Annotated in this window: 19 protein-coding genes; 8 read left to right on the top strand and 11 right to left on the bottom strand. The window is 68.2% G+C overall.

Going from position 1 to position 18,429, the window contains the following annotated elements; translation table 11 throughout:
* The first annotated feature begins 19 nt into the window (after positions 1–19).
* The gene (locus CJ177_RS24850) at positions 20–901 is read left to right on the top strand and encodes a biotin-dependent carboxyltransferase family protein (protein ID WP_061044523.1); all 882 of its coding nucleotides are present in this window, start codon (positions 20–22) and stop codon (positions 899–901) included.
* A gap of 4 nt (positions 902–905) precedes the next feature.
* On the opposite strand, the gene CJ177_RS24845 is transcribed toward CJ177_RS24850, so the two are convergent.
* From CJ177_RS24845 to carD, 6 genes are all read right to left on the bottom strand, one after another.
* A complete protein-coding gene (locus CJ177_RS24845; protein ID WP_095868870.1) occupies positions 906–2,102 on the bottom strand; it encodes a fatty acid desaturase in 1,197 nt (398 codons plus the stop codon).
* Positions 2,103–2,277: 175 nt separating this feature from the next.
* Complete coding sequence (gene rlmB / locus CJ177_RS24840; RefSeq protein WP_061700406.1) at positions 2,278–3,246, bottom strand: 23S rRNA (guanosine(2251)-2'-O)-methyltransferase RlmB; 969 nt, start codon at positions 3,244–3,246, stop codon at positions 2,278–2,280.
* 2 nt (positions 3,247–3,248) lie between these two features.
* Positions 3,249–4,643 (bottom strand): cysteine--tRNA ligase, encoded by a 1,395-nt coding sequence (gene cysS, locus CJ177_RS24835; protein ID WP_061044526.1) that lies wholly within the window; start codon positions 4,641–4,643, stop codon positions 3,249–3,251.
* An 11-nt stretch (positions 4,644–4,654) separates the two neighbouring features.
* On the bottom strand, positions 4,655–5,131 hold the full coding sequence (ispF, locus tag CJ177_RS24830; RefSeq protein WP_005244898.1) for a 2-C-methyl-D-erythritol 2,4-cyclodiphosphate synthase: 477 nt from the start codon (positions 5,129–5,131) through the stop codon (positions 4,655–4,657).
* Positions 5,131–5,811, bottom strand: a complete 681-nt coding sequence (gene ispD / locus CJ177_RS24825; protein WP_005244899.1) for a 2-C-methyl-D-erythritol 4-phosphate cytidylyltransferase — start codon at positions 5,809–5,811, stop codon at positions 5,131–5,133. Before ispD ends, ispF begins: the two co-directional genes overlap by 1 nt.
* Positions 5,812–5,829: 18 nt before the next feature.
* Entirely contained in the window at positions 5,830–6,318 is a 489-nt protein-coding gene (gene carD / locus CJ177_RS24820) for an RNA polymerase-binding transcription factor CarD (RefSeq protein WP_005262216.1), read from the bottom strand.
* Positions 6,319–6,581: 263 nt separating this feature from the next.
* On the opposite strand from carD, the gene CJ177_RS24815 reads away from it, so the two are divergent.
* Together CJ177_RS24815 and radA are read left to right on the top strand one after the other, a co-directional pair.
* On the top strand, positions 6,582–7,214 hold the full coding sequence (locus tag CJ177_RS24815) for a hypothetical protein (RefSeq protein WP_005244901.1): 633 nt from the start codon (positions 6,582–6,584) through the stop codon (positions 7,212–7,214).
* Positions 7,215–7,260: 46 nt separating this feature from the next.
* On the top strand, positions 7,261–8,643 hold the full coding sequence (gene radA / locus CJ177_RS24810) for a DNA repair protein RadA (protein WP_037206067.1): 1,383 nt from the start codon (positions 7,261–7,263) through the stop codon (positions 8,641–8,643).
* Positions 8,644–8,663: 20 nt separating this feature from the next.
* Here the strand turns inward: radA and CJ177_RS24805 are convergent, their stop codons facing one another.
* The gene (locus CJ177_RS24805) at positions 8,664–9,227 is read right to left on the bottom strand and encodes a PaaI family thioesterase (RefSeq protein WP_037179973.1); all 564 of its coding nucleotides are present in this window, start codon (positions 9,225–9,227) and stop codon (positions 8,664–8,666) included.
* Between the two features lie 85 nt (positions 9,228–9,312).
* Between CJ177_RS24805 and disA the strand changes: the two genes are divergently transcribed.
* Positions 9,313–10,398 (top strand): DNA integrity scanning diadenylate cyclase DisA, encoded by a 1,086-nt coding sequence (disA, locus tag CJ177_RS24800; protein WP_005244912.1) that lies wholly within the window; start codon positions 9,313–9,315, stop codon positions 10,396–10,398.
* Positions 10,399–10,413: 15 nt separating this feature from the next.
* On the opposite strand, the gene CJ177_RS24795 is transcribed toward disA, so the two are convergent.
* Positions 10,414–11,133, bottom strand: coding sequence for a FadR/GntR family transcriptional regulator (locus CJ177_RS24795; RefSeq protein ID WP_061700405.1), 720 nt, complete (start codon positions 11,131–11,133; stop codon positions 10,414–10,416).
* Positions 11,134–11,354: 221 nt separating this feature from the next.
* Here CJ177_RS24795 and CJ177_RS24790 point away from each other — a divergent pair, with 221 nt between their 5' ends.
* Genes CJ177_RS24790 through CJ177_RS24780 form a run of 3 tightly spaced genes read left to right on the top strand, consistent with a single transcriptional unit; the run spans position 11,355 to position 15,223 of the window.
* Positions 11,355–12,803 (top strand): aspartate ammonia-lyase, encoded by a 1,449-nt coding sequence (locus CJ177_RS24790; protein WP_025431758.1) that lies wholly within the window; start codon positions 11,355–11,357, stop codon positions 12,801–12,803.
* Complete coding sequence (locus CJ177_RS24785; protein WP_005244919.1) at positions 12,800–14,245, top strand: amino acid permease; 1,446 nt, start codon at positions 12,800–12,802, stop codon at positions 14,243–14,245. The genes CJ177_RS24790 and CJ177_RS24785 overlap by 4 nt, the downstream gene beginning before the upstream one ends.
* A 15-nt stretch (positions 14,246–14,260) precedes the next feature.
* Complete coding sequence (locus CJ177_RS24780) at positions 14,261–15,223, top strand: asparaginase (protein ID WP_061044532.1); 963 nt, start codon at positions 14,261–14,263, stop codon at positions 15,221–15,223.
* Here CJ177_RS24780 and CJ177_RS24775 read toward each other — a convergent pair.
* Together CJ177_RS24775 and CJ177_RS24770 are read right to left on the bottom strand one after the other, a co-directional pair.
* Positions 15,216–15,974, bottom strand: a complete 759-nt coding sequence (locus CJ177_RS24775) for a hypothetical protein (RefSeq protein WP_061700402.1) — start codon at positions 15,972–15,974, stop codon at positions 15,216–15,218. The two genes, CJ177_RS24780 and CJ177_RS24775, sit on opposite strands and share 8 nt — an antisense overlap.
* 59 nt (positions 15,975–16,033) lie before the next feature.
* Positions 16,034–16,660, bottom strand: coding sequence for a carbonic anhydrase (locus CJ177_RS24770; protein WP_005244926.1), 627 nt, complete (start codon positions 16,658–16,660; stop codon positions 16,034–16,036).
* Positions 16,661–16,760: 100 nt separating this feature from the next.
* Between CJ177_RS24770 and CJ177_RS24765 the strand changes: the two genes are divergently transcribed.
* Complete coding sequence (locus tag CJ177_RS24765) at positions 16,761–17,639, top strand: A/G-specific adenine glycosylase (protein ID WP_025431756.1); 879 nt, start codon at positions 16,761–16,763, stop codon at positions 17,637–17,639.
* Positions 17,640–17,651: 12 nt separating this feature from the next.
* Here the strand turns inward: CJ177_RS24765 and CJ177_RS24760 are convergent, their stop codons facing one another.
* Positions 17,652–18,407 (bottom strand): alpha/beta fold hydrolase, encoded by a 756-nt coding sequence (locus CJ177_RS24760; RefSeq protein WP_061700401.1) that lies wholly within the window; start codon positions 18,405–18,407, stop codon positions 17,652–17,654.
* Positions 18,408–18,429 lie beyond the last annotated feature (22 nt).

Below are 18,429 nucleotides of genomic sequence, written 5' to 3'. Positions count from 1 at the left end.
GATGCGGGACAATCGAACGATGGCTTGGCTCGAGGTCGTGCGCACCGGACCCTTCACCACCGTGCAGGATCGGGGCCGCCCCGGTTACGCGTCGATCGGCGTCGGCGAGTCGGGTGCCGCCGACCGCGAAGCGCACGACAGCGCAAACCGGTTGGTGGGCAACCATTCCGACGCAGCCACGCTGGAGGTCACGCTCGGTGGGCTCGCGGTGCGTGCGGCCGGGACCGTCTCCGTCGCCGTCACGGGCGCCCGCAATCCCGTCACCGTCAATTCCGAACCCCGGCCCGACTACACGATGCTGCACCTGAACACCGGCGACCTGCTGGAGATCGCGTTCGCGCCGGAAGGGCTTCGCAGCTATGTCGCGGTGCGCGGAGGTTTCGACGTGCCCGCGGTGATGGGGAGCCGGTCCACCGACACTCTGTCGGGGATCGGCCCCGATCCCGTCGCCGAGGGTGATCGGCTGCTGGTCGGTGCGGATGCCGGCGACTGGCCCGCGGACGAGATCATCCCCCCACCCACCGCCCCCGAGGATCCGCTGATGATGCGCGTCCGGCTCGGGCCACGGGACGACTGGTTCACCCCTGCGTCCGTCGAGGCCCTTCTCCGCGAGACGTGGACGGTCAGCTCCGACACCAATCGCGTCGGGGCGCGGCTCGAGGGTCCGGGACCGTTGCACCGCGCCGTGACGGAGGAGATGCCGAGCGAGGCCATGGTCGCGGGGGCGCTGCAGGTGCCGCCCAACGGTCAGCCCATCCTGTTCCTCGCCGATCATCCGGTGACCGGCGGCTATCCGGTGATCGCTGTGGTCGCCGAGGCCGATCTTGCGGTGGCCGCACAATTGCGACCCGGGCACCGGGTCCGCTTCCACCGCATGGTGGCGTCGACCATTCCGCGGTGACGGCCTACCTCGCTGCCAGCGCGGTCCGGAGCCCGCGAAGCCGTCCGGTCACGGGATCGGCTCCGAGCGCCGACCGCCCACGGAACTTCGCTTCCGAGGCCGTCTCCGGCGCGTCGTCCGACGTCGCCCGGAGGAATCGGTTGGGCAGCGCCAGTTTGTGAATGGTGCGCAGCGTCAGAAGGTACTGCCGCGCAAGCGAACCGGTGGTGTACGGCAGGTCGTACTTCTCGCACAGGCCGCGCACCGCGGTCGAGATCTCGGCGTACCGATTGCTGGGAATGTCGGGGAAGAGATGGTGCTCGATCTGATAGCACAGGTTGCCGCTCATGAAGGCCATGACGGCGCCTGCCCGGAAGTTCGCGGTGCCGAGCATCTGTCGGAGATACCACTCGGCCCGGCTTTCGTCCTCGAGTTCCGCGAGCGTGAACTTCTCGGCTCCGTCGGGGAAGTGCCCGCAGAAGATCACGACGTACGACCATACGTTCCGCAGCAGGTTGGCAACGAGATTCGCCTTCAGCGTTCGTCGCCACCGCCGTCCGCTGAGAACCGGGAACAGCACGTAGTCCTTGCCCATCTGCCGCGCGATCTTGCCGAGCAGATCTCGCACCGGTGGACGCAGACGCCGACTCGCCTTGTCTTCGGCACTGGGCGGAAGCAGGTCGTGGAGCGCGATGCCCCATTCGAACGACGCCGCGAGCAGAAGGTTCTGAATCGGCTGCACCAGGTGGATCGGACGCCATTCCTGATCGCGAGTGACGCGCATGACGCCGAACCCGACGTCCTCGTCCATTCCGAGCACGTTGGTGTACTTGTGGTGACGGAAGTTGTGCGCATACTTCCACTGCGACGACGGCCCCACCTGATCCCACTCCCAGGTGCTCGAGTGGATCTCGGGATCGTTCATCCAGTCCCACTGCCCGTGCGAGACGTTGTGGCCGATCTCCATGTTCTCGACGCTCTTGGCCACACCCAGTGCCGTCGTCCCGAGGACCACGCCCGTGGACGACCGGCTGCCGTGGATCATCAGTCGGGCGAGTCCGTCGAGCACTCGCTGGAACGCGATGGTGCGGCGGATGTACGTCGCGTCCTTCGACCTGAGGGACTCCGCGACGTCGCGGCGTAGTGCGTCGAGTTCGAATCCGAGCGCCTCGACATCCTGCTGGGTGAGGTGCGCGTATTCCTTGATATCGGTGATTGCCATGACCGGCCTCCAACCTCGCCGTCACTGATGACCTCAGTGAACGCCGCTGGTAGCAGCCTGTCAACACTGTAGGTCTACGGTAGGTGCCGACAGTGTTGACAGCGGCGCCCTCAGCCCGCTACCGACCGTGCGGGCTTGCCCGACGACGACCTGCTGTTCGCTGGGTCCGGGAGGCCTAGCCGCGGCGACGACGGGCGATGTCGGCGAGCACGACACCCGCGGCGACGGACGCGTTGAGCGATTCGACGGGGCCCGCCATCGGGATGCTGAGGATGGCGTCGCAGTTCTCGCGGACCAGGCGCGACAGGCCCTTGCCCTCCGAGCCGACCACGACCACCACGGGGCCGCTGCCGTCGAACTCGTCGAGGGTGGTGTCGCCACCCGCATCGAGACCGACCACCTGGACGCCCTTGGACGCCCAATCCTTCAGCGTGCGAGTGAGATTGGTGGCGCGAGCGATCGGCAGGCGGGCTGCCGCGCCGGCGCTCGTCCGCCACGCGACCGCGGTGACCGACGCACTGCGGCGCTCCGGGATCACCACACCGTGACCACCGAACGCGGCCACCGAACGCACGACGGCACCGAGGTTGCGGGGATCGGTGATGTTGTCGAGAGCCACGAGCAGCGGCGCCTCCTGATGCTTGCGGGCTTCCGCGATCAGGTCGTCGGGGTGCGCGTAGCGGTACGGCGGCACCTGCAACGCGATGCCCTGGTGCATGCCGTTGGCGCTGAGCCGGTCGAGATCGGTCCGGGGAACCTCGAGAATGGAGATGCCCGCGTCGGCCGCCCGCTGAACGGATTCCTTGAGGCGATCGTCGCTCTCGGTCCCGACCGCCACGTACAGCGCGGTCGCGGGGACGCCGGCGCGCAGACACTCGACGACGGGGTTGCGACCGAGCACATTCTCGGGGCCGTCGAGCACCTTGCGTCCGGCGGTCTGACGACCGCGGCCGGGCTGCTTGTCGGCTTCCCTGGACGCGCGGGCGGCGCGCTTGGCGGCGGGGTGCTTGGTGCGGGCTTCCGCGGGCGGGGTGGCGCCGCGGCCTTCCAGTCCCTTGCGGCGCTGGCCACCGGAACCGGCGACCTGCCCCTTCTTGGTACCGGCCTTGCGGATGGCTCCGCGCCTACTCGAATTTCCAGCCATTACTACTGTCCTGCCTTGAGAGACCACTCGGGCCCGTTGGGGGTATCGGTGACCTCGATGCCCGCCCGGATGAGACGGTCACGCACCTCGTCGGCCACAGCCCAGTTCTTCTCGGCGCGGGCACTCTGCCTGCGCTCGAGTTCGGCCCGGACCAGAACGTCCAGGGCATCGGTTGCCGCGGACGCATCCGCGGTCTCCTGAGTCCAGTGCTCGTCCAGCGGGTCGACGCCGAGGATTCCGAGCATGGCCCGGACCTGCGACGCGATCCCGCGCGCACCCTCGAGATCTCCGCCGTCGAGGGCGATGTTGCCCTCGCGGACCTTGCCGTGCACCTCGGCGAGCGCGGCGGGGACGGCGAGATCGTCGTCGAGCGCGCGAGCGAACGCCTCGGTCCACCGACCGACCGGCACCTCACCGGCACGCTCCTGCGTGCGCATGACGAACGACTCGATCCGGCGGAACGCCGCGGCCCCCTCGTCGAGCGCAGTGTCGGAGTACTCGAGCATCGACCGGTAGTGGGCACTGCCCAGGTAGTAGCGAAGCTCTTGCGGCCGAACCTTTTTCAACACGTTCGGCACCGAGAGAACGTTGCCGAGCGACTTCGACATCTTCTCGCCACCCATGGTGACCCACCCGTTGTGCAGCCAGTACTGCGCAAAGTCGTCGCCGGAGCACTTGGCCTGCGCGATCTCGTTCTCGTGGTGCGGGAACACCAGGTCCAGGCCACCGCAGTGGATGTCGAACGCCGCCCCGAGATAGAACTCGGCCATCGCGGAGCACTCGAGGTGCCAGCCCGGCCGGCCCCGGCCCCACGGCGTCGGCCACGACGGCTCGCCCGGCTTCTCCGCCTTCCACAGCGTGAAGTCGCGGGGATCGCGCTTGCATTCGCCGGCGCTCTCGCCCTGGTGCACGTCGTCGAGCTTGTGCCCGGACAGGCTGCCGTACCGCGGGTAGCTGCGGACGTCGAAGTAGACGTCCCCGCCCGCCGCGTACGCGTGGCCGTTGTCGATGAGGCGCTGCATCATCTCGACCATCTGCGTGATGTGGCCGGTGGCTCGCGGCTCGACGGACGGCGGCAGCACACCCAGCTGCTGATAGGCCCACGTGAAGGACCGCTCGAACGTGGCGGCCCACTCCCACCACGGCCTGCCCGCCTCCGCGGCCTTGTTCAGGATCTTGTCTTCGATGTCCGTGACGTTGCGGACGAATGCCACGTCGTAGTCGTGGGCGAGCAGCCAGCGTCGCAGCACGTCGAATGCGACGCCGCTGCGTACGTGGCCGATATGGGGGTCGCCCTGCACCGTGGCGCCACACAGGTACACCGATGCGTGTCCAGGGGCCAGCGGAACGAAGTCACGCATGGCCCGCGTCTCGGTGTCGAATAGGCGCAGGGTCACGACCAGCGATCCTACCTGGCGCTTCGATCGGGAATGACCAACGCGGTGGCCATGGCGGCGATCCCCTCGCCGCGCCCGGTGAGGCCGAGCCCGTCCGTGGTGGTCGCGGACACCGAAACCGGCGCGCCCAGAATGTCGCTCAGCACCTTCTGCGCCTCGTTTCGGCGCGGGCCGATCTTCGGCCGGTTCCCGATCACCTGGACCGCGGCGTTGGCGACACCGAAGTCGTCCTCTTCGAGGAGGCGGCGTACCTCGGCGAGCATCGCGGCACCGCTCACCCCGGACCATTCGGGTCTGCCGGTTCCGAAGACGGAGCCGAGATCGCCGAGTCCGGCGGCGGAGAGCAGGGCGTCGCAGAGTGCGTGAACGGCCACGTCGCCGTCGGAATGACCCGCGCAGCCGTTCTCGTCCTCGAAGAGCAGGCCGGCCATCCAGCACGGCCGTCCCTGCTCGATCGGGTGGACGTCCGTCCCGATTCCGACTCGCACTAGTGCGCTCCCTCTTCCACCAGCGCGCGGGCCAGCACGAGGTCCAGCGGCGTGGTGATCTTGAATGCTGTGGGTTCTCCGACGATGCTGCGGACCCGTTCCCCGAGGCGCTCCACCAGGCCGGCGTCGTCCGTGGCGATGCCGTCGGCGGCGTCGTAGGCGCGCCGGAGCAGTTCCGCGGTGAAACCCTGCGGCGTCTGTACGGCCCGCAGTTCGGACCGTTCGGGGGTGCCGGTGACCGCGCCGAGAACGTCGACGGTCTTGATGGTGTCCGTCACCGGGAGGACGGGGATGACCGCGCTGCGGCCGCACCGCAGCTCCGCGACCACCCGCGCGATGAGCGACGGTGGTGTGAGCGCTCGGGCGGCGTCGTGCACGAGCACGTATTCGGCGTCGTCCGCGACGGCGAGTCCGGCGCGAACCGAATCGGTCCGCTCGCTTCCGCCGGCGACGACGGTGACTTCACCGGGGAGGAGGTTTCGCGTCGACTCGACGAGCTCCTCCGGAACGATCACGACGACGCGGTCGACAGCCCCCGACTGCAGGAGCCCGTCGACCGCGCGTGTAAGCATGGTCGTCCCACCCAGATCAACGAATGCCTTGGGCTTGTTCTCGCCCAAACGCACTCCCTGACCTGCGGCGGGAACCAGTGCGACTACAGGACCATTTCCCTCGGCCACTGTGGGTATCGCGACTGTCTAGGACGCGGCCGCGAGGACCTCGTCGAGGATGGTCTCGGCCTTGTCGCTGTCGGTGCCTTCGGCCAGTGCGAGTTCGCCGACAAGAATCTGCCGCGCCTTCGCGAGCATGCGCTTCTCTCCTGCGGACAGGCCGCGATCCTGCTCACGACGCCACAGGTCCCGAACGACCTCGGCGACCTTGTTGACGTCACCTGACGCGAGCTTTTCGAGATTCGCCTTGTAGCGGCGCGACCAGTTGGTGGGTTCTTCGGTGTGCGGTGCCCGCAGTACCTGGAAGACCTTGTCGAGACCTTCCTGGCCGACGACGTCGCGTACGCCCACGTACTCTGCGTTGTCTGCGGGAACCCGTACGGTGAGATCGCCCTGAGCAACCTTGAGAACGAGATATTCCTTCTGCTCACCCTTGATGGTGCGGGTTTCAATTGCTTCGATCAGCGCCGCACCGTGATGGGGGTATACGACGGTGTCTCCGACCTTAAAAATCATCTGTCCCGTGCCCCTTTCGATCATTCGAGTTTAACACGTGTCCGGAACCTGGTCTCATCAACGGTGCAGGTCAGGGGCATCATGGCCTGACCGTAGGGGTTGACAGGGTCCCCGATACGTGCATTCCGGACACCCCGATCGGGCGGTTCTCCAGCGCCGAAACCGCACGCAGACAACCATTGTGAGTACCCAGCGAGCAGGCCACGCGGACGAACTACTACTCTGCCTAGTTGAAGTGCGAACCTGACACCGGAGGACAACTCGTGACTGCTCTCGACAAGTCGACTCGCCGAGTCGCTACCGCCGTCGCTCTCGCTGCCGGCGCAGCACTCGTGCTGTCCGCCTGCAGCGCGGGCCAGATCACTCAGACGTCGAGTCAGGTCGCCGCGGTCAACGGCAACAGCGCGGACGTCGGGTCGATCGCCCTGCGGAACGTGCACGTGGTCTACCCCAACTCCGCCGAGTACAGCCTCGAGCCGGGCGGCAACGCCGTCCTCTCGTTCATCGCGATCAACAACAACGAGGACACCCCGGACAAGCTGACCCGGATCAGCACCGACTTCGCGCAGTCCGTCACCCTCGGCGACAAGGCGGGCGGCCTCGAGATCGCGCCGCAGACCGCGCTCGTCGCCGGCCAGCCGGGCGAGGACGCCGAAGCGAGCGCCGACGCCGCCGGCCAGACGGACGAAGGTGCCGACGCACCGATCGACGTCGTCCTCGTCACCCTGGACGGCCTGAAGGAAGGCGTCCGCCCGGGCCTCACCGTCCCCGTCACGTTCGCGTTCGAGAAGGCCGGAGACGTCACCGTGTCCGTTCCCGTCGACGCGGGCCACGAGACCGAGCGCCACGTCTCCGACACGTCCCCCGGATCCGAAGCCGAGGGCGGCGGACACTAACAGCCGGACCGGGTCCGCTGTCGGACCCGATACCTAGGCTGGCCCGGTGGCCAAACTCAAAACCAGCTTCCGCTGCTCGTCGTGCCAGTGCACCGTTCCCAAATGGGTCGGCCGGTGCCCCGAGTGCGGTAGCTGGGGATCGATGGACGAGGCCCCGATCGTCGCGTCCGTCGCCAGCCGCCCCGGTGCCTCGCTCGCGAAAGCCGGGGCCGGAGCGGTACTTCCGTCCACCCCGGCCACTCCGATCACGCGAATCGACAGCACGTCCACCCGCGCCAAGCCCACGGGCATCGACGAACTCGACCGTGTGCTCGGCGGCGGCGTGGTACCCGGTTCCGTCGTTCTCCTCGCCGGCGAACCCGGCGTCGGCAAGTCGACCCTGCTCCTCGAGGTGGTCCACCAGTGGGCCCGCCGCGGCCCGGACGACCGCTCCCTCTACGTCACCGGTGAGGAATCCGCCGGACAGGTGCGGCTGCGTGCCGACCGCACGGGTGCCGTCCACGAGCGGGTCTATCTCGCCGCCGAATCCGACCTCGCGACCATCCTCGGTCACGTGGAGCAGGTGCGCCCCACCCTGCTGATCGTCGACTCCGTGCAGACCATGCTGGCCGCGGACGTCGACGGCGTGGTCGGCGGAGTCACCCAGGTGAAGGCCGTCACCAGCGCCCTCACCTCCCTCGCGAAGGCCAGCGGCGTGCCGGTGCTCCTCATCGGCCACGTCACCAAGGACGGTGCGGTCGCCGGACCGCGGTCGCTCGAGCATCTCGTCGACGTGGTGCTGCACTTCGAGGGCGACAAACACTCCACGCTGCGGATGGTGCGCGGCGTCAAGAACCGTTTCGGCGCCGCCGACGAGGTCGGTTGCTTCGAACTGCGGGAAGACGGCATCGCCGGCATCAGCGACCCGTCCGGACTGTTCCTTCATCACCGTGCCGAGGCCGTTCCCGGAACCGCAGTCACCGTCATGATGGACGGCAAGCGGCCCCTCCTCGGTGAGGTGCAGGCTCTCGTGGCCGCCACATCCATGCCGGCACCCCGGCGTGCCGTGAGCGGGCTCGACAGCGCCCGCGTGGCCATGGTGCTGGCCGTGCTCGACCGCCGGTGCGGGGTGCCGATCGCGAAGAACGACGTCTACGCGGCCACCGTCGGCGGAATGCGGATGACCGAGCCCTCCGCCGATCTCGCGTTGGCCCTCGCCGTCGCGTCCGCGGTCAAGGACAAGCCCGTTCCGGACGGACTGGTGATCCTCGGCGAAGTGGGACTGGCCGGTGAGGTTCGCCGGGTACCCGGCGTCGGGCGCAGGCTCGCCGAGGCCTACCGCCTCGGATTCACCCGCGCGATCGTTCCCCTCGACTCCGGGGCGGCTCCGAAGGGCATGAAGGTCACCGAGGTCGGGAACCTGGGGGCAGCCATCGCGTCACTGCGGTGACGCTCGGATCGCGGTGACGCTCAGATCGACGACGTGCCGAACGGGCGCTCCGGCACACCGTCGACGAAGTCCTTGGTCTTCTCGAAGTGCTCGGCCGTCACGGTGAGGAACAGCCCCCGCGACGTCGCCACGACCACGTCGGGATCGGCAGTCGGCCCCTCGACGATGCGCGCCTCGGCGCTCGCGTACACCTTGCGGCGGATCGATCCGTCGATGCGCGCGTGGAATTCGAGGACGGAACCCAGCGGGATGGGCTTGGCGAAGTCGATCTCCAGATGACCCGTGACCACCGGTCCGTCGACGATCGATCGGCACACCATGCCCAGCGCCTCGTCGAACGCGGTCGAGAGGATGCCGCCGTGGATCACTCCCGGACCGCCCTGGTAGCGAGGGGCCACCTCGAGCCGGCCCCACACGTCGAGCCCCTCCCCGGCCGTGAAGCTCATCGACATCCCGGCAGGAGACTGGTCGCCGCACCCGAAGCACCGTGACCAGTGCTGCGGCACGGGCTGACCTGCGGCGGGGAAACTGCCGACCGGTGCGGGCAGGGTCAGGTCGTCGGGCAAAGTCCAGGTACTACTCATGGATAGGTAATCTAAACGCGGGTCCGGACGTGTTTCCGCGGCGGTCCCCGACAAGTGACGTCTACCTCAGCGGGAGTATTGCGCGATGAACGATGCCGAGTCGTCGTCTGCGCTGCGCGAAACGATAGCCCGGCTGGCTCCCGGAACAGCACTTCGCGACGGCCTGGAACGCATTCTGCGCGGTCGCACGGGCGCCCTGATCGTCCTCGGCTACGACGAGCAGATGGAAGAGATCTGCGACGGCGGCTTCGAGCTCGACGTGGAGTTCGCGCCGACCCGCCTGCGTGAGCTGTCGAAGATGGACGGCGCCGTGGTTCTGTCCACCGACGGGTCCCGCATCGTGCGCGCCAACGTCCAGCTGGTCCCCGACCACAAGATCCCGACCGTCGAGTCCGGCACGCGTCACCGTGCCGCCGAGCGGACGGCAATGCAGACCGGGTACCCCGTGGTGTCGGTCAGCCAGTCGATGAGCATCGTCAGCGTGTACGTCGGCGGCATCCGGCACGTCATCGACGGGTCCGCCACGATCCTGTCGCGTGCCAATCAGGCGGTGGCCACCCTCGAGCGGTACAAGGCGCGGCTCGACGAGGTGACCCGCCAGTTGTCGGTGGTCGAGATCGAGGATTTCGTCACGCTCCGCGACGCCCTGACCGTGGTACAGCGGCTGGAGATGGTGCGGCGTGTGTCCGTCGAGATCGAGCAGGACGTGCTCGAGCTCGGCACGGACGGGCGTCAGCTCGCACTGCAACTCGAGGAACTCGTCGGCGACAACGACGTGGCGCGAGAACTCATCGTGCGCGACTACCTGGCCGGCACCGGCCCGGCGCCCGCCGACGACGTCGAGAAGTCCCTCTCCGCGCTCGACAGGATCACGGACGCAGACCTTCTCGACCTCACGACGTTGGCCCGGGCGTTCGGCTACCCTGGCACCATCGAAGCGCTCGAGGCGCCGATGAGTCCTCGCGGCTACCGCGTCCTCACCCGCGTTCCCCGACTGCAGTTCAACCAGATTCACCGGCTCGTCGGCTCGTTCGGGACGCTGCAGTCACTGCTGGCCGCGACAGCCGCCGATCTGCAGTCGGTGGAGGGGATCGGTGGGCTGTGGGCCCGGCACATCCGCGAGGGCCTGTCCCGGCTCGCCGAGACGTCGATCTCGGGCCCGTACGACTAGGGCTTGTTCTCGTCCTTACCGTCGGCGGTCCGGGCCGGCATCTCCGACCACGGATTCCAGTGCGACCCGGACGGCGTCCAGGTGTTCGGCCATGGCGCGGGCGGCCTTGTCGTAACTTCCGGAGGCGATGCCCTCCACGATCCGGTCGTGCTCGTCGTTCGACTTCTGCTGCCGCCCCGCAACGAGATTCAGCGTTTCGGACTGCCGGGTGAGTGCCTCGCGGATGTCGACGATCACGGATTCGAACACGCGGTTCCGGCTCGTCCTGGCGATGAACGCGTGGAACTGCGCATCCAGGGACACCCACACGAGGGGATCGTCCTCGTCCCGCATCTGGTCCACGAGGCCGCGCAGGGCGGCCAGGTCCTCGACGGTGTGCCGCTGCGCCGCCCATCCGGCGGCGGGAATCTCCACGTGCGGACGCGCCTCGACGAGCTCGTTGGCCGCATAGTTCCCGAAGTCGAGGTCGCGAGCGATCGAATCGCTGACGACGAACGTTCCGAGGCCCGACTTCGTCTCCGTGAGTCCGAGCGCATGGCAGGACCGCAGGGCCTCCCGGATCACCGACCTGCTGACCCCGTGCCGCGCGGCGAGGGACGCTTCGGAGGGAAGTCGTTCGCCGACCGTCAGCTCACCCGAGGTGATCGCGTCGCGAAGGTCCGCGAGGACCGCCTCCGCAGCACTGACCCGCGCCGTGACGGGACGCCTGGCTGCCCAGCTGTCTGACAGGTTCATGTAGATATTCTGCTCACGCACCGGCGGCAACGTCAATCCGAGGCACCGCCGGGGGTTGACGCCTGCGAGTGAGCGCGGTAACAACTGCACCTGTCTGACAGCCTGGCAGGTGGATAGCCGGGTGGCTCGACCGAGAAATCTACCCTCTTCGAGCAGCAGACTCCATCCGCCGCATCCGTGCAGAGCAACGGCTCGCGCGAATCCCCGTGAGGAATGATCAAGTGCTCGAAACGCGAACAGAACACGATCTGCTCGGCGACCGCCAAGTGCCTGCGGATTCCTACTGGGGAATCCACACGCTGCGGGCCGTGGAGAACTTCCCCATCACCGGCCGGCCGATCTCCACCAACCCCTATCTGATTCGCGGGCTCGCCTACGTCAAATGGGCCGCGGCGAGCGCCAACGAGAAACTCGGGATCCTCGATCACCGCCGGGCCGACGCCATCGGGGAGGCGTGCCGGGAGATCGTCGACGGCCGCTGGCACGAGCAGTTCGTCGTCGACGTCATCCAGGGCGGCGCCGGGACGTCGACCAACATGAACGCCAACGAGGTGATCGCCAACCGGGCACTCGAGATCCTCGGCCACGGGCGCGGGGAGTACGCGGAGCTCCATCCCAACGAGCACGTGAACCTCAGCCAGTCGACCAACGACGTCTACCCCACCGCGGTCAACATCGCGACGATCTTCGCGATCGACGACCTGCTGGATGCGATGCGCGTCCTGCAGGAGGCCTTCGCGACCAAGGCGGTCGAGTTCGCCGACACCGTGAAGATGGGGCGCACCCAACTCCAGGACGCGGTGCCGATGACGCTCGGCCAGGAATTCGCCACGTACTCGGTGATGATCGACGAGGACCGCACCCGCCTCGACGAGGCCGCTCTCCTCGTCCACGAGATCAATCTCGGCGCCACCGCGATCGGCACGGGCCTGAACGCCCCCGCGGGCTACGCCGAGGCAGCGTGCGACACGCTGCGGGAACTCACCGGATTCCCCCTCGTCCTGGCCACGGACCTGGTCGAGGCAACCCAGGACGTCGGTCAGTTCGTCCACCTCTCGGGCGTGCTCAAGCGGATCGCGGTCAAGTTGTCCAAGGTGTGCAACGACCTCCGCCTGCTGTCGTCGGGGCCGCGCGCGGGCCTGAACGAGATCAATCTCCCACCGGTACAGGCCGGTTCGTCGATCATGCCCGGCAAGGTCAATCCGGTGATCCCCGAAGTCCTCAACCAGGTGGCCTACGAGGTCATCGGCAACGACGTCACCATCACGATGGCCGCCGAATCCGGGCAGCTCCAGCTCAATGCGTTCGAACCGATCATCGTGCACTCCCTGTCCGAGGGGATGCGCCACCTCGGCGCCGCCTGCCGGATCCTGGCCGACCGCTGCGTACTCGGCATCACGGCCAACACCGATCTGCTGCGTGCCCGGGTCGAGGACTCCATCGGACTCGTCACCGCGCTCAACCCGTACATCGGCTACACCGCCTCGACCCGGATCGCACAGGAAGCGCTGGTCTCCGGCCGCCGGGTCGCCGACCTCGTGATCGAGGCCGGTCTGCTCGACCGTGAAGAACTCGACCGCCTCCTCAGCCCCGAGCATCTCGCCAACCTGAGAGCGTCCGGTTCGCCACGGCAGACACCCGTCGCCGCTGCCGCGGAGGTGGTCTCGTGACGATCGAGAAGGACGACACCTCCGGCGCAGACATCTTCGTCGAGGAAGACCTCGGCTACCGGAAAGCGCTCGGCCCGAGACAGATCCAGATGATCGCGATCGGCGGAGCGATCGGCACCGGCCTGTTCATGGGCGCGGGCGGACGCCTCCAGCAAGCCGGCCCCGCCCTCGTCCTCGTCTACGCCCTCTGCGGGTTCTTCGCCTTCCTGATCCTGCGAGCCCTGGGCGAACTCGTGATGCACCGACCCACCTCCGGGTCGTTCGTGTCGTACTCGCGGGAATTCTTCGGCGAGAAGATGGCCTTCGCCGCGGGCTGGCTGTACTGGATGAACTGGGCGATGACAGCCGTCGTCGACGTCACCGCCGTCGCGCTGTACATGAACTTCTTCAAGAAGTACTGGGCACCGCTCGGAAACGTCGACCAATGGGTCTTCGCCCTCGCCGCGGTCGTACTGGTCCTCGGGCTGAATCTCGTCTCCGTCAAGGTGTTCGGTGAACTGGAGTTCTGGTTCGCCCTCATCAAGGTCGTCGCCCTCGCCGCGTTCCTCGGCTTCGGCATCTACTTCGTGCTGTTCGGAACGCCGATCGAAGGACATTCGTCGGGCTTCAGCATGATCACCGACAACGGCGGACTCTTCCCCAACGGAATCCTGCCCGCCGTCGTGGTGATCCAGGGCGTCGTCTTCGCCTACGCTTCCATCGAACTCGTGGGAACCACTGCGGGCGAGACGAAGAACCCGCAGAAGGTCATCCCCAAGGCGATCAACACGGTCATCATCCGGATCCTCGTCTTCTACGTCGGCTCCGTCCTGCTGCTGTCGCTGCTGCTCCCCTACACCGAGTACCACGCCGGCGAGAGCCCGTTCGTCACGTTCTTCGGCTCCATCGATGTGCAGGGCGCCGACGCGATCATGAACCTCGTGGTGCTCACGGCCGCGCTGTCCTCGCTCAACGCCGGCCTGTACTCCACCGGCCGAATACTGCACTCGATGGCCATGGCCGGATCGGCGCCCTCGTTCGCCGCCCGCATGAACAAGGCCGGGGTGCCCTACGGCGGCATCGCCCTCACCGGATTCGTCATCCTGCTCGGCGTCGGACTCAACGCCGTCGTTCCCGCGCAGGCGTTCGAGATCGTCCTGAACCTCGCTGCGCTCGGGATCATCAGCGCCTGGGCCGTGATCGTGCTGTGCCAGCTGAAACTGTGGAAATTCGCCAAGGAAGGGAAACTCGCCCGGCCCGGTTTCCGGATGTTCGGCGCCCCCTACACCGGGCTCCTGACCCTGGCGTTCCTCGCGTGCGTCGTCATACTGATGGCGTTCGATCACCCCGTCGGAACCTGGACCGTCGGGTCCATCGCGATCATCGCCCCGCTGTTGGTGATCGGCTGGTTCGGCGCGCGGAACCGCATCCGCACCCTGGCCTCGGACCGCCCGACCGTTTAGCGAGAAAGGACAACAGTGCCGAAAGTCGCCGTCGTCACCACCGGAGGCACCATCGCCAGCAGGCGGGACGGGCAGGGTGTCAGCAGACCGGTGGTCGCAGGCCCGGACCTGCTGGGCAGTGCGTGGACCGGGACGGAACTCCGTGTCGTCGACGTGATGTCGAAGGACAGTTCGAGCATGACGTTCGCCGACATGGACCGGGTCCGCGACGCCGTCACCGCGGAACTGCGCGACCCCGAACTCGACGCGGTGGTCGTGCTCCACGGAACCGACACCATGGAGGAGACCGCGTACCTGGTCGACCTCCACCACGCCGACCCGCGGCCGGTGGTGTTCACGGGTGCGCAGCGCACGTTCGACCACCCGGAATCCGATGCCCAGGCCAATCTGGCCGACGCGGTGGCCGCGGGATCGGATCCCGCTCTGCGCGGCGCGGGTGTCCTCATCGCGTTCGGAGGCGCCCTGCACCGGGCGTCGGGAACGCGGAAGGTCGACACGACGTCACTCGACGCGTTCCGATCCGTCCACCCCGCCGGTGTCACCCCGCGGCGAAGTCTCGATCCGCTGCCGTGGCATCCGATCTCCGGAACCCGCGTCGACATCGTCGCCGCCTATCCCGGGGCCGACCGCGTCCAAATCGACGCGTGCCGGGCCGCCGGGGCCCAAGGACTGGTGCTCGACGGGCTCGGATCCGGGAACGCGAACCCGGCGATCGTCGAGGCGGTCCGGGACTGCGCCTCCGCCGGGATCCCGGTCGTGGTCACCACCCGGGTGCCGCAGGGCCCGACCTCCGCCACCTACGGCGGTGGAGGCGGCGGGCACGACCTCGTCTCGGCGGGTGCACTGTTTTCCACCGACCTCAGAGCAGGTCAGGCCCGCATCCTTCTCGCGGCGCTGCTCGCCGACCCCGAGCACACCGACCTCGACAAGGAATTCGATCGACGCTCACGCATCGACCCCGCACCGAGGATCAGCTGAGGTTGAACGGCTCCGGCGCGCTGCGGAGCTGACCGAGTTGGCCGACCACGGTGTACGCACCGGGCCCCACCGGATCACGCTGGGGTTCCGGTTGCGTCAGGCAGTCGGGGGCGGAGGTCTTGGCCGACCACTTCACGGTGAACTGAGCCTGCTCACCGGGCGCGAGGGTGCGCACGTCGGCCGCGGACTGCGGGAAGCAGTCGATGTTGGACCACAGCCGCACGGCACCGTCGATCGTGTAGACGAGCACCTGCTGGAGGCTGCTGCCCAGATCACGTTCGCACGGTGTGGTGCCGATGTTGGTGACGACCGTCGTGAAGCTCGGCTCCTCACCCGCCAGGTACGTCGGCTTGTCGGCGGCCACCTTGATGGCCAGCGACTGGTCCGGGCACTGTCCCGCGGCGACCGGCTGGCCGCTGGGAGCCGCGCTACTCGAGGCACCGCTGCTCGACGCCCCGGACGAACCGGACGCGCCCGAGGAGGCCTCGCCGCCGGCGGCAGCGGCGCCACCGCCACCGGAACCGCCCGAACTGCCGCTGGACGTGGACGAACCCGAGGCTGTCGGGGAAATCGACACAGGAGTGGTCAACGAGGAACTCGCTGCCGCCGGATCCGTCTCGGAGTCACCGCCACCACGAAGCGAGTTGATCAACCACACGACGAGCAGCAACACGACGATGGCGCCGCCGATCGCCAGCGCCCTGCGGCGCCAGTAAATCTCGGGGGGCAACGGTCCATTCGGTTCCAGCACGACGTCAACGGTAGTTCGGCGTCGCGCGGCAACGGCTCAGCGGGTGCGGCGTGTCGCGGTCAGTCCGTGAGCTCACCGATGTCCCCGACGGCGCCCTGCAGGTGGGTGCGGCCGTCGGACAGCTTGTACGTGACACCCGCGATGGCGCACGCGCCGCTCTCCACCTTCTCCGCGATGATGCGCGACCGCTGCATGAGCAGCGCCCCGGTCTCCACCACGTGGCGGCCCTCGAGTTCGTCGACGGTACTGAGGCCCTCGCGGCGTCCCATGAGGATCGACGGCGCGACACGTTCCACGATGCTGCGGATGAACCCGGGCGGCACGTTGCCGTCGTCGAGGGCGTCGAGCGTCGCCTTGACGGCACCGCAGCTGTCGTGACCGAGCACGACGATGAGCGGCACGTTCAGCACCCCGACGGCGTACTCGATGGACCCGAGCACGGCGTCGTCGATCACGTGACCGGCGGTGCGGACGACGAACATGTCGCCCAGACCCTGATCGAAGATGATCTCGGCGGCGACGCGGGAGTCTCCGCATCCGAACAGGACGGCCGTGGGGTGCTGGCCGCCGACGAGCTTCGCGCGATCGGCGATGCCCTGGCTGGGATGGAGCGAGGTGCCGCTCACGAATCTGTCGTTACCCTGACGCAGGGCCTTCCACGCGGACACGGGGTTGGAATTAGGCATGGGATCATTGTGCACCGAGCGTGTCGCACCGTCGCGACGGGAATGTGACGACCGCGGAAAATCTGTTTCCCCCGTGAACGAAGGGACTTGTGAGGACGAAGTGGCCGTTGACTCCTCCGCGCTGATCAACTGGTACGACGTACAGGCCCGGGATCTGCCGTGGCGCCGCGACGGCGTCACCGCCTGGCACATCCTGATGAGCGAGATCATGCTGCAGCAGACGCCCGTCGTCCGGGTGGCCCCGATCTGGGAGGAATGGGTGCAGCGCTGGCCCGTCCCGTCCCGCATGGCCGCGTCGAGTCAGGCCGACGTACTGCGCGCGTGGGGCAAGCTCGGCTACCCGCGCCGCGCGCTGCGACTCCACGAGTGCGCCGGAGTACTGGCCGCCGAGCACGGCGACGTGGTTCCGAGCGACGTCGACACTCTCCTCGGCCTGCCCGGCATCGGTGCCTACACCGCGCGGGCCGTCGCCTGCTTCGCCTACGGACAGCGGGTCCCCGTCGTCGACACGAACGTCCGGCGGGTGGTCGCCAGGGCCGTACACGGAAGCGCCGAGCCGGGAAATCCCTCGACCACGCGTGACCTCGCCGACGTGTCCGCGCTGCTCCCCCGCACCCGGGCACGGGCGGCCACGTTCTCCGCGGCCCTCATGGAGCTGGGGGCCACCGTGTGCACCGCCCGCTCCCCCGAATGCGCTCGCTGCCCGCTGCCCAGCTGCGCCTGGGTGGATGCCGGACGTCCGGCGCACACCGGTGAGCGCCGGAAGGTCCAGAAGTTCGCAGGCACCGACCGTCAGGTGCGCGGCAAGCTCATGGCCGTACTCCGTGAGAGCTCCGCCCCGGTCGAACGGGTCCGGCTCGACCAGGTGTGGCCGGGCGATCCGGGCCAACGCGACCGCGCCCTCCACTCCCTGCTCGTCGACGGACTCGTCGAGCAGACCGACGACGGCCTCTTCGCCCTGGCCGGCGAGGGAAGCTAGCCGCCGGGCGGCTCAGCCGAGCCCGTCGAGGAATGCCTCGACCACCTTCCGGTACTGCTCCGGCTGGTCGTCGTGGACGAGGTGCCCGGCCTGCTCGATACGGACGTACTCGGCGCCGGGATGCCGCTCCGCCATGGTCCGCATCTGACCGTCTGGGGTGATGGTGAACTCCCCCTCGATCAGCAGGGCCGGAACCGTGATCGACGCCCACTGGTCCCAGAAGTGCCTGCCGCCCCACTCCTCGGAGATGTCGCGGAACGTGTCGACGTCCCCGTGCAGGTACCAGCCGTCGGCGCGTTTCTCGAAAGAATCCAGGAAGTACTGTCCGGCAACCGGACCGAAGAATTCGAGCAGGTCTTCCCGGGTCGCGAACGGCTGCGGCCAGTTCGAGATCATCGCCGCCCAGTCCGCGGCGGTCCGGCCCCGGAAGTCGGGGGCCATGTCTTCGAGCACGAGCGCCGATACCTTCTCTGGGTGTTCGGCCGCAAGGCACCACGCGTGCAGGGCGCCCATCGAGTGACCGATCACCACCCACGGCTCGGTGAAGGGCGCGACCGCGGCGGCCAGGTCTTCCACGAACGCTTCCGTCGTCAACCGCGACGGTGCGGGCCTGCCGTGACCTGCGGCGTCGAACGTGAAGACGTGGCCGTGCTCGCGCAACCACGGCACGTGCCGGCCCCACGTCCGGGCGCTGCCCATCAGCCCGTGCAGCAGCAGAATCGGCTGTCCCGTCCCACCCTCGTCGTGCAACGCACTCTCACCCACCACCCCTCCGACGCTAGCGGAGTAA

It is taken from the genome of Rhodococcus sp. ACPA1, from assembly GCF_002300195.1.
GTDB lineage: Bacteria > Actinomycetota > Actinomycetes > Mycobacteriales > Mycobacteriaceae > Rhodococcus_F > Rhodococcus_F opacus.
Note: the sequence above shows the minus strand (reverse complement) of the source record. Positions and strands in the feature narration are given on the sequence as shown.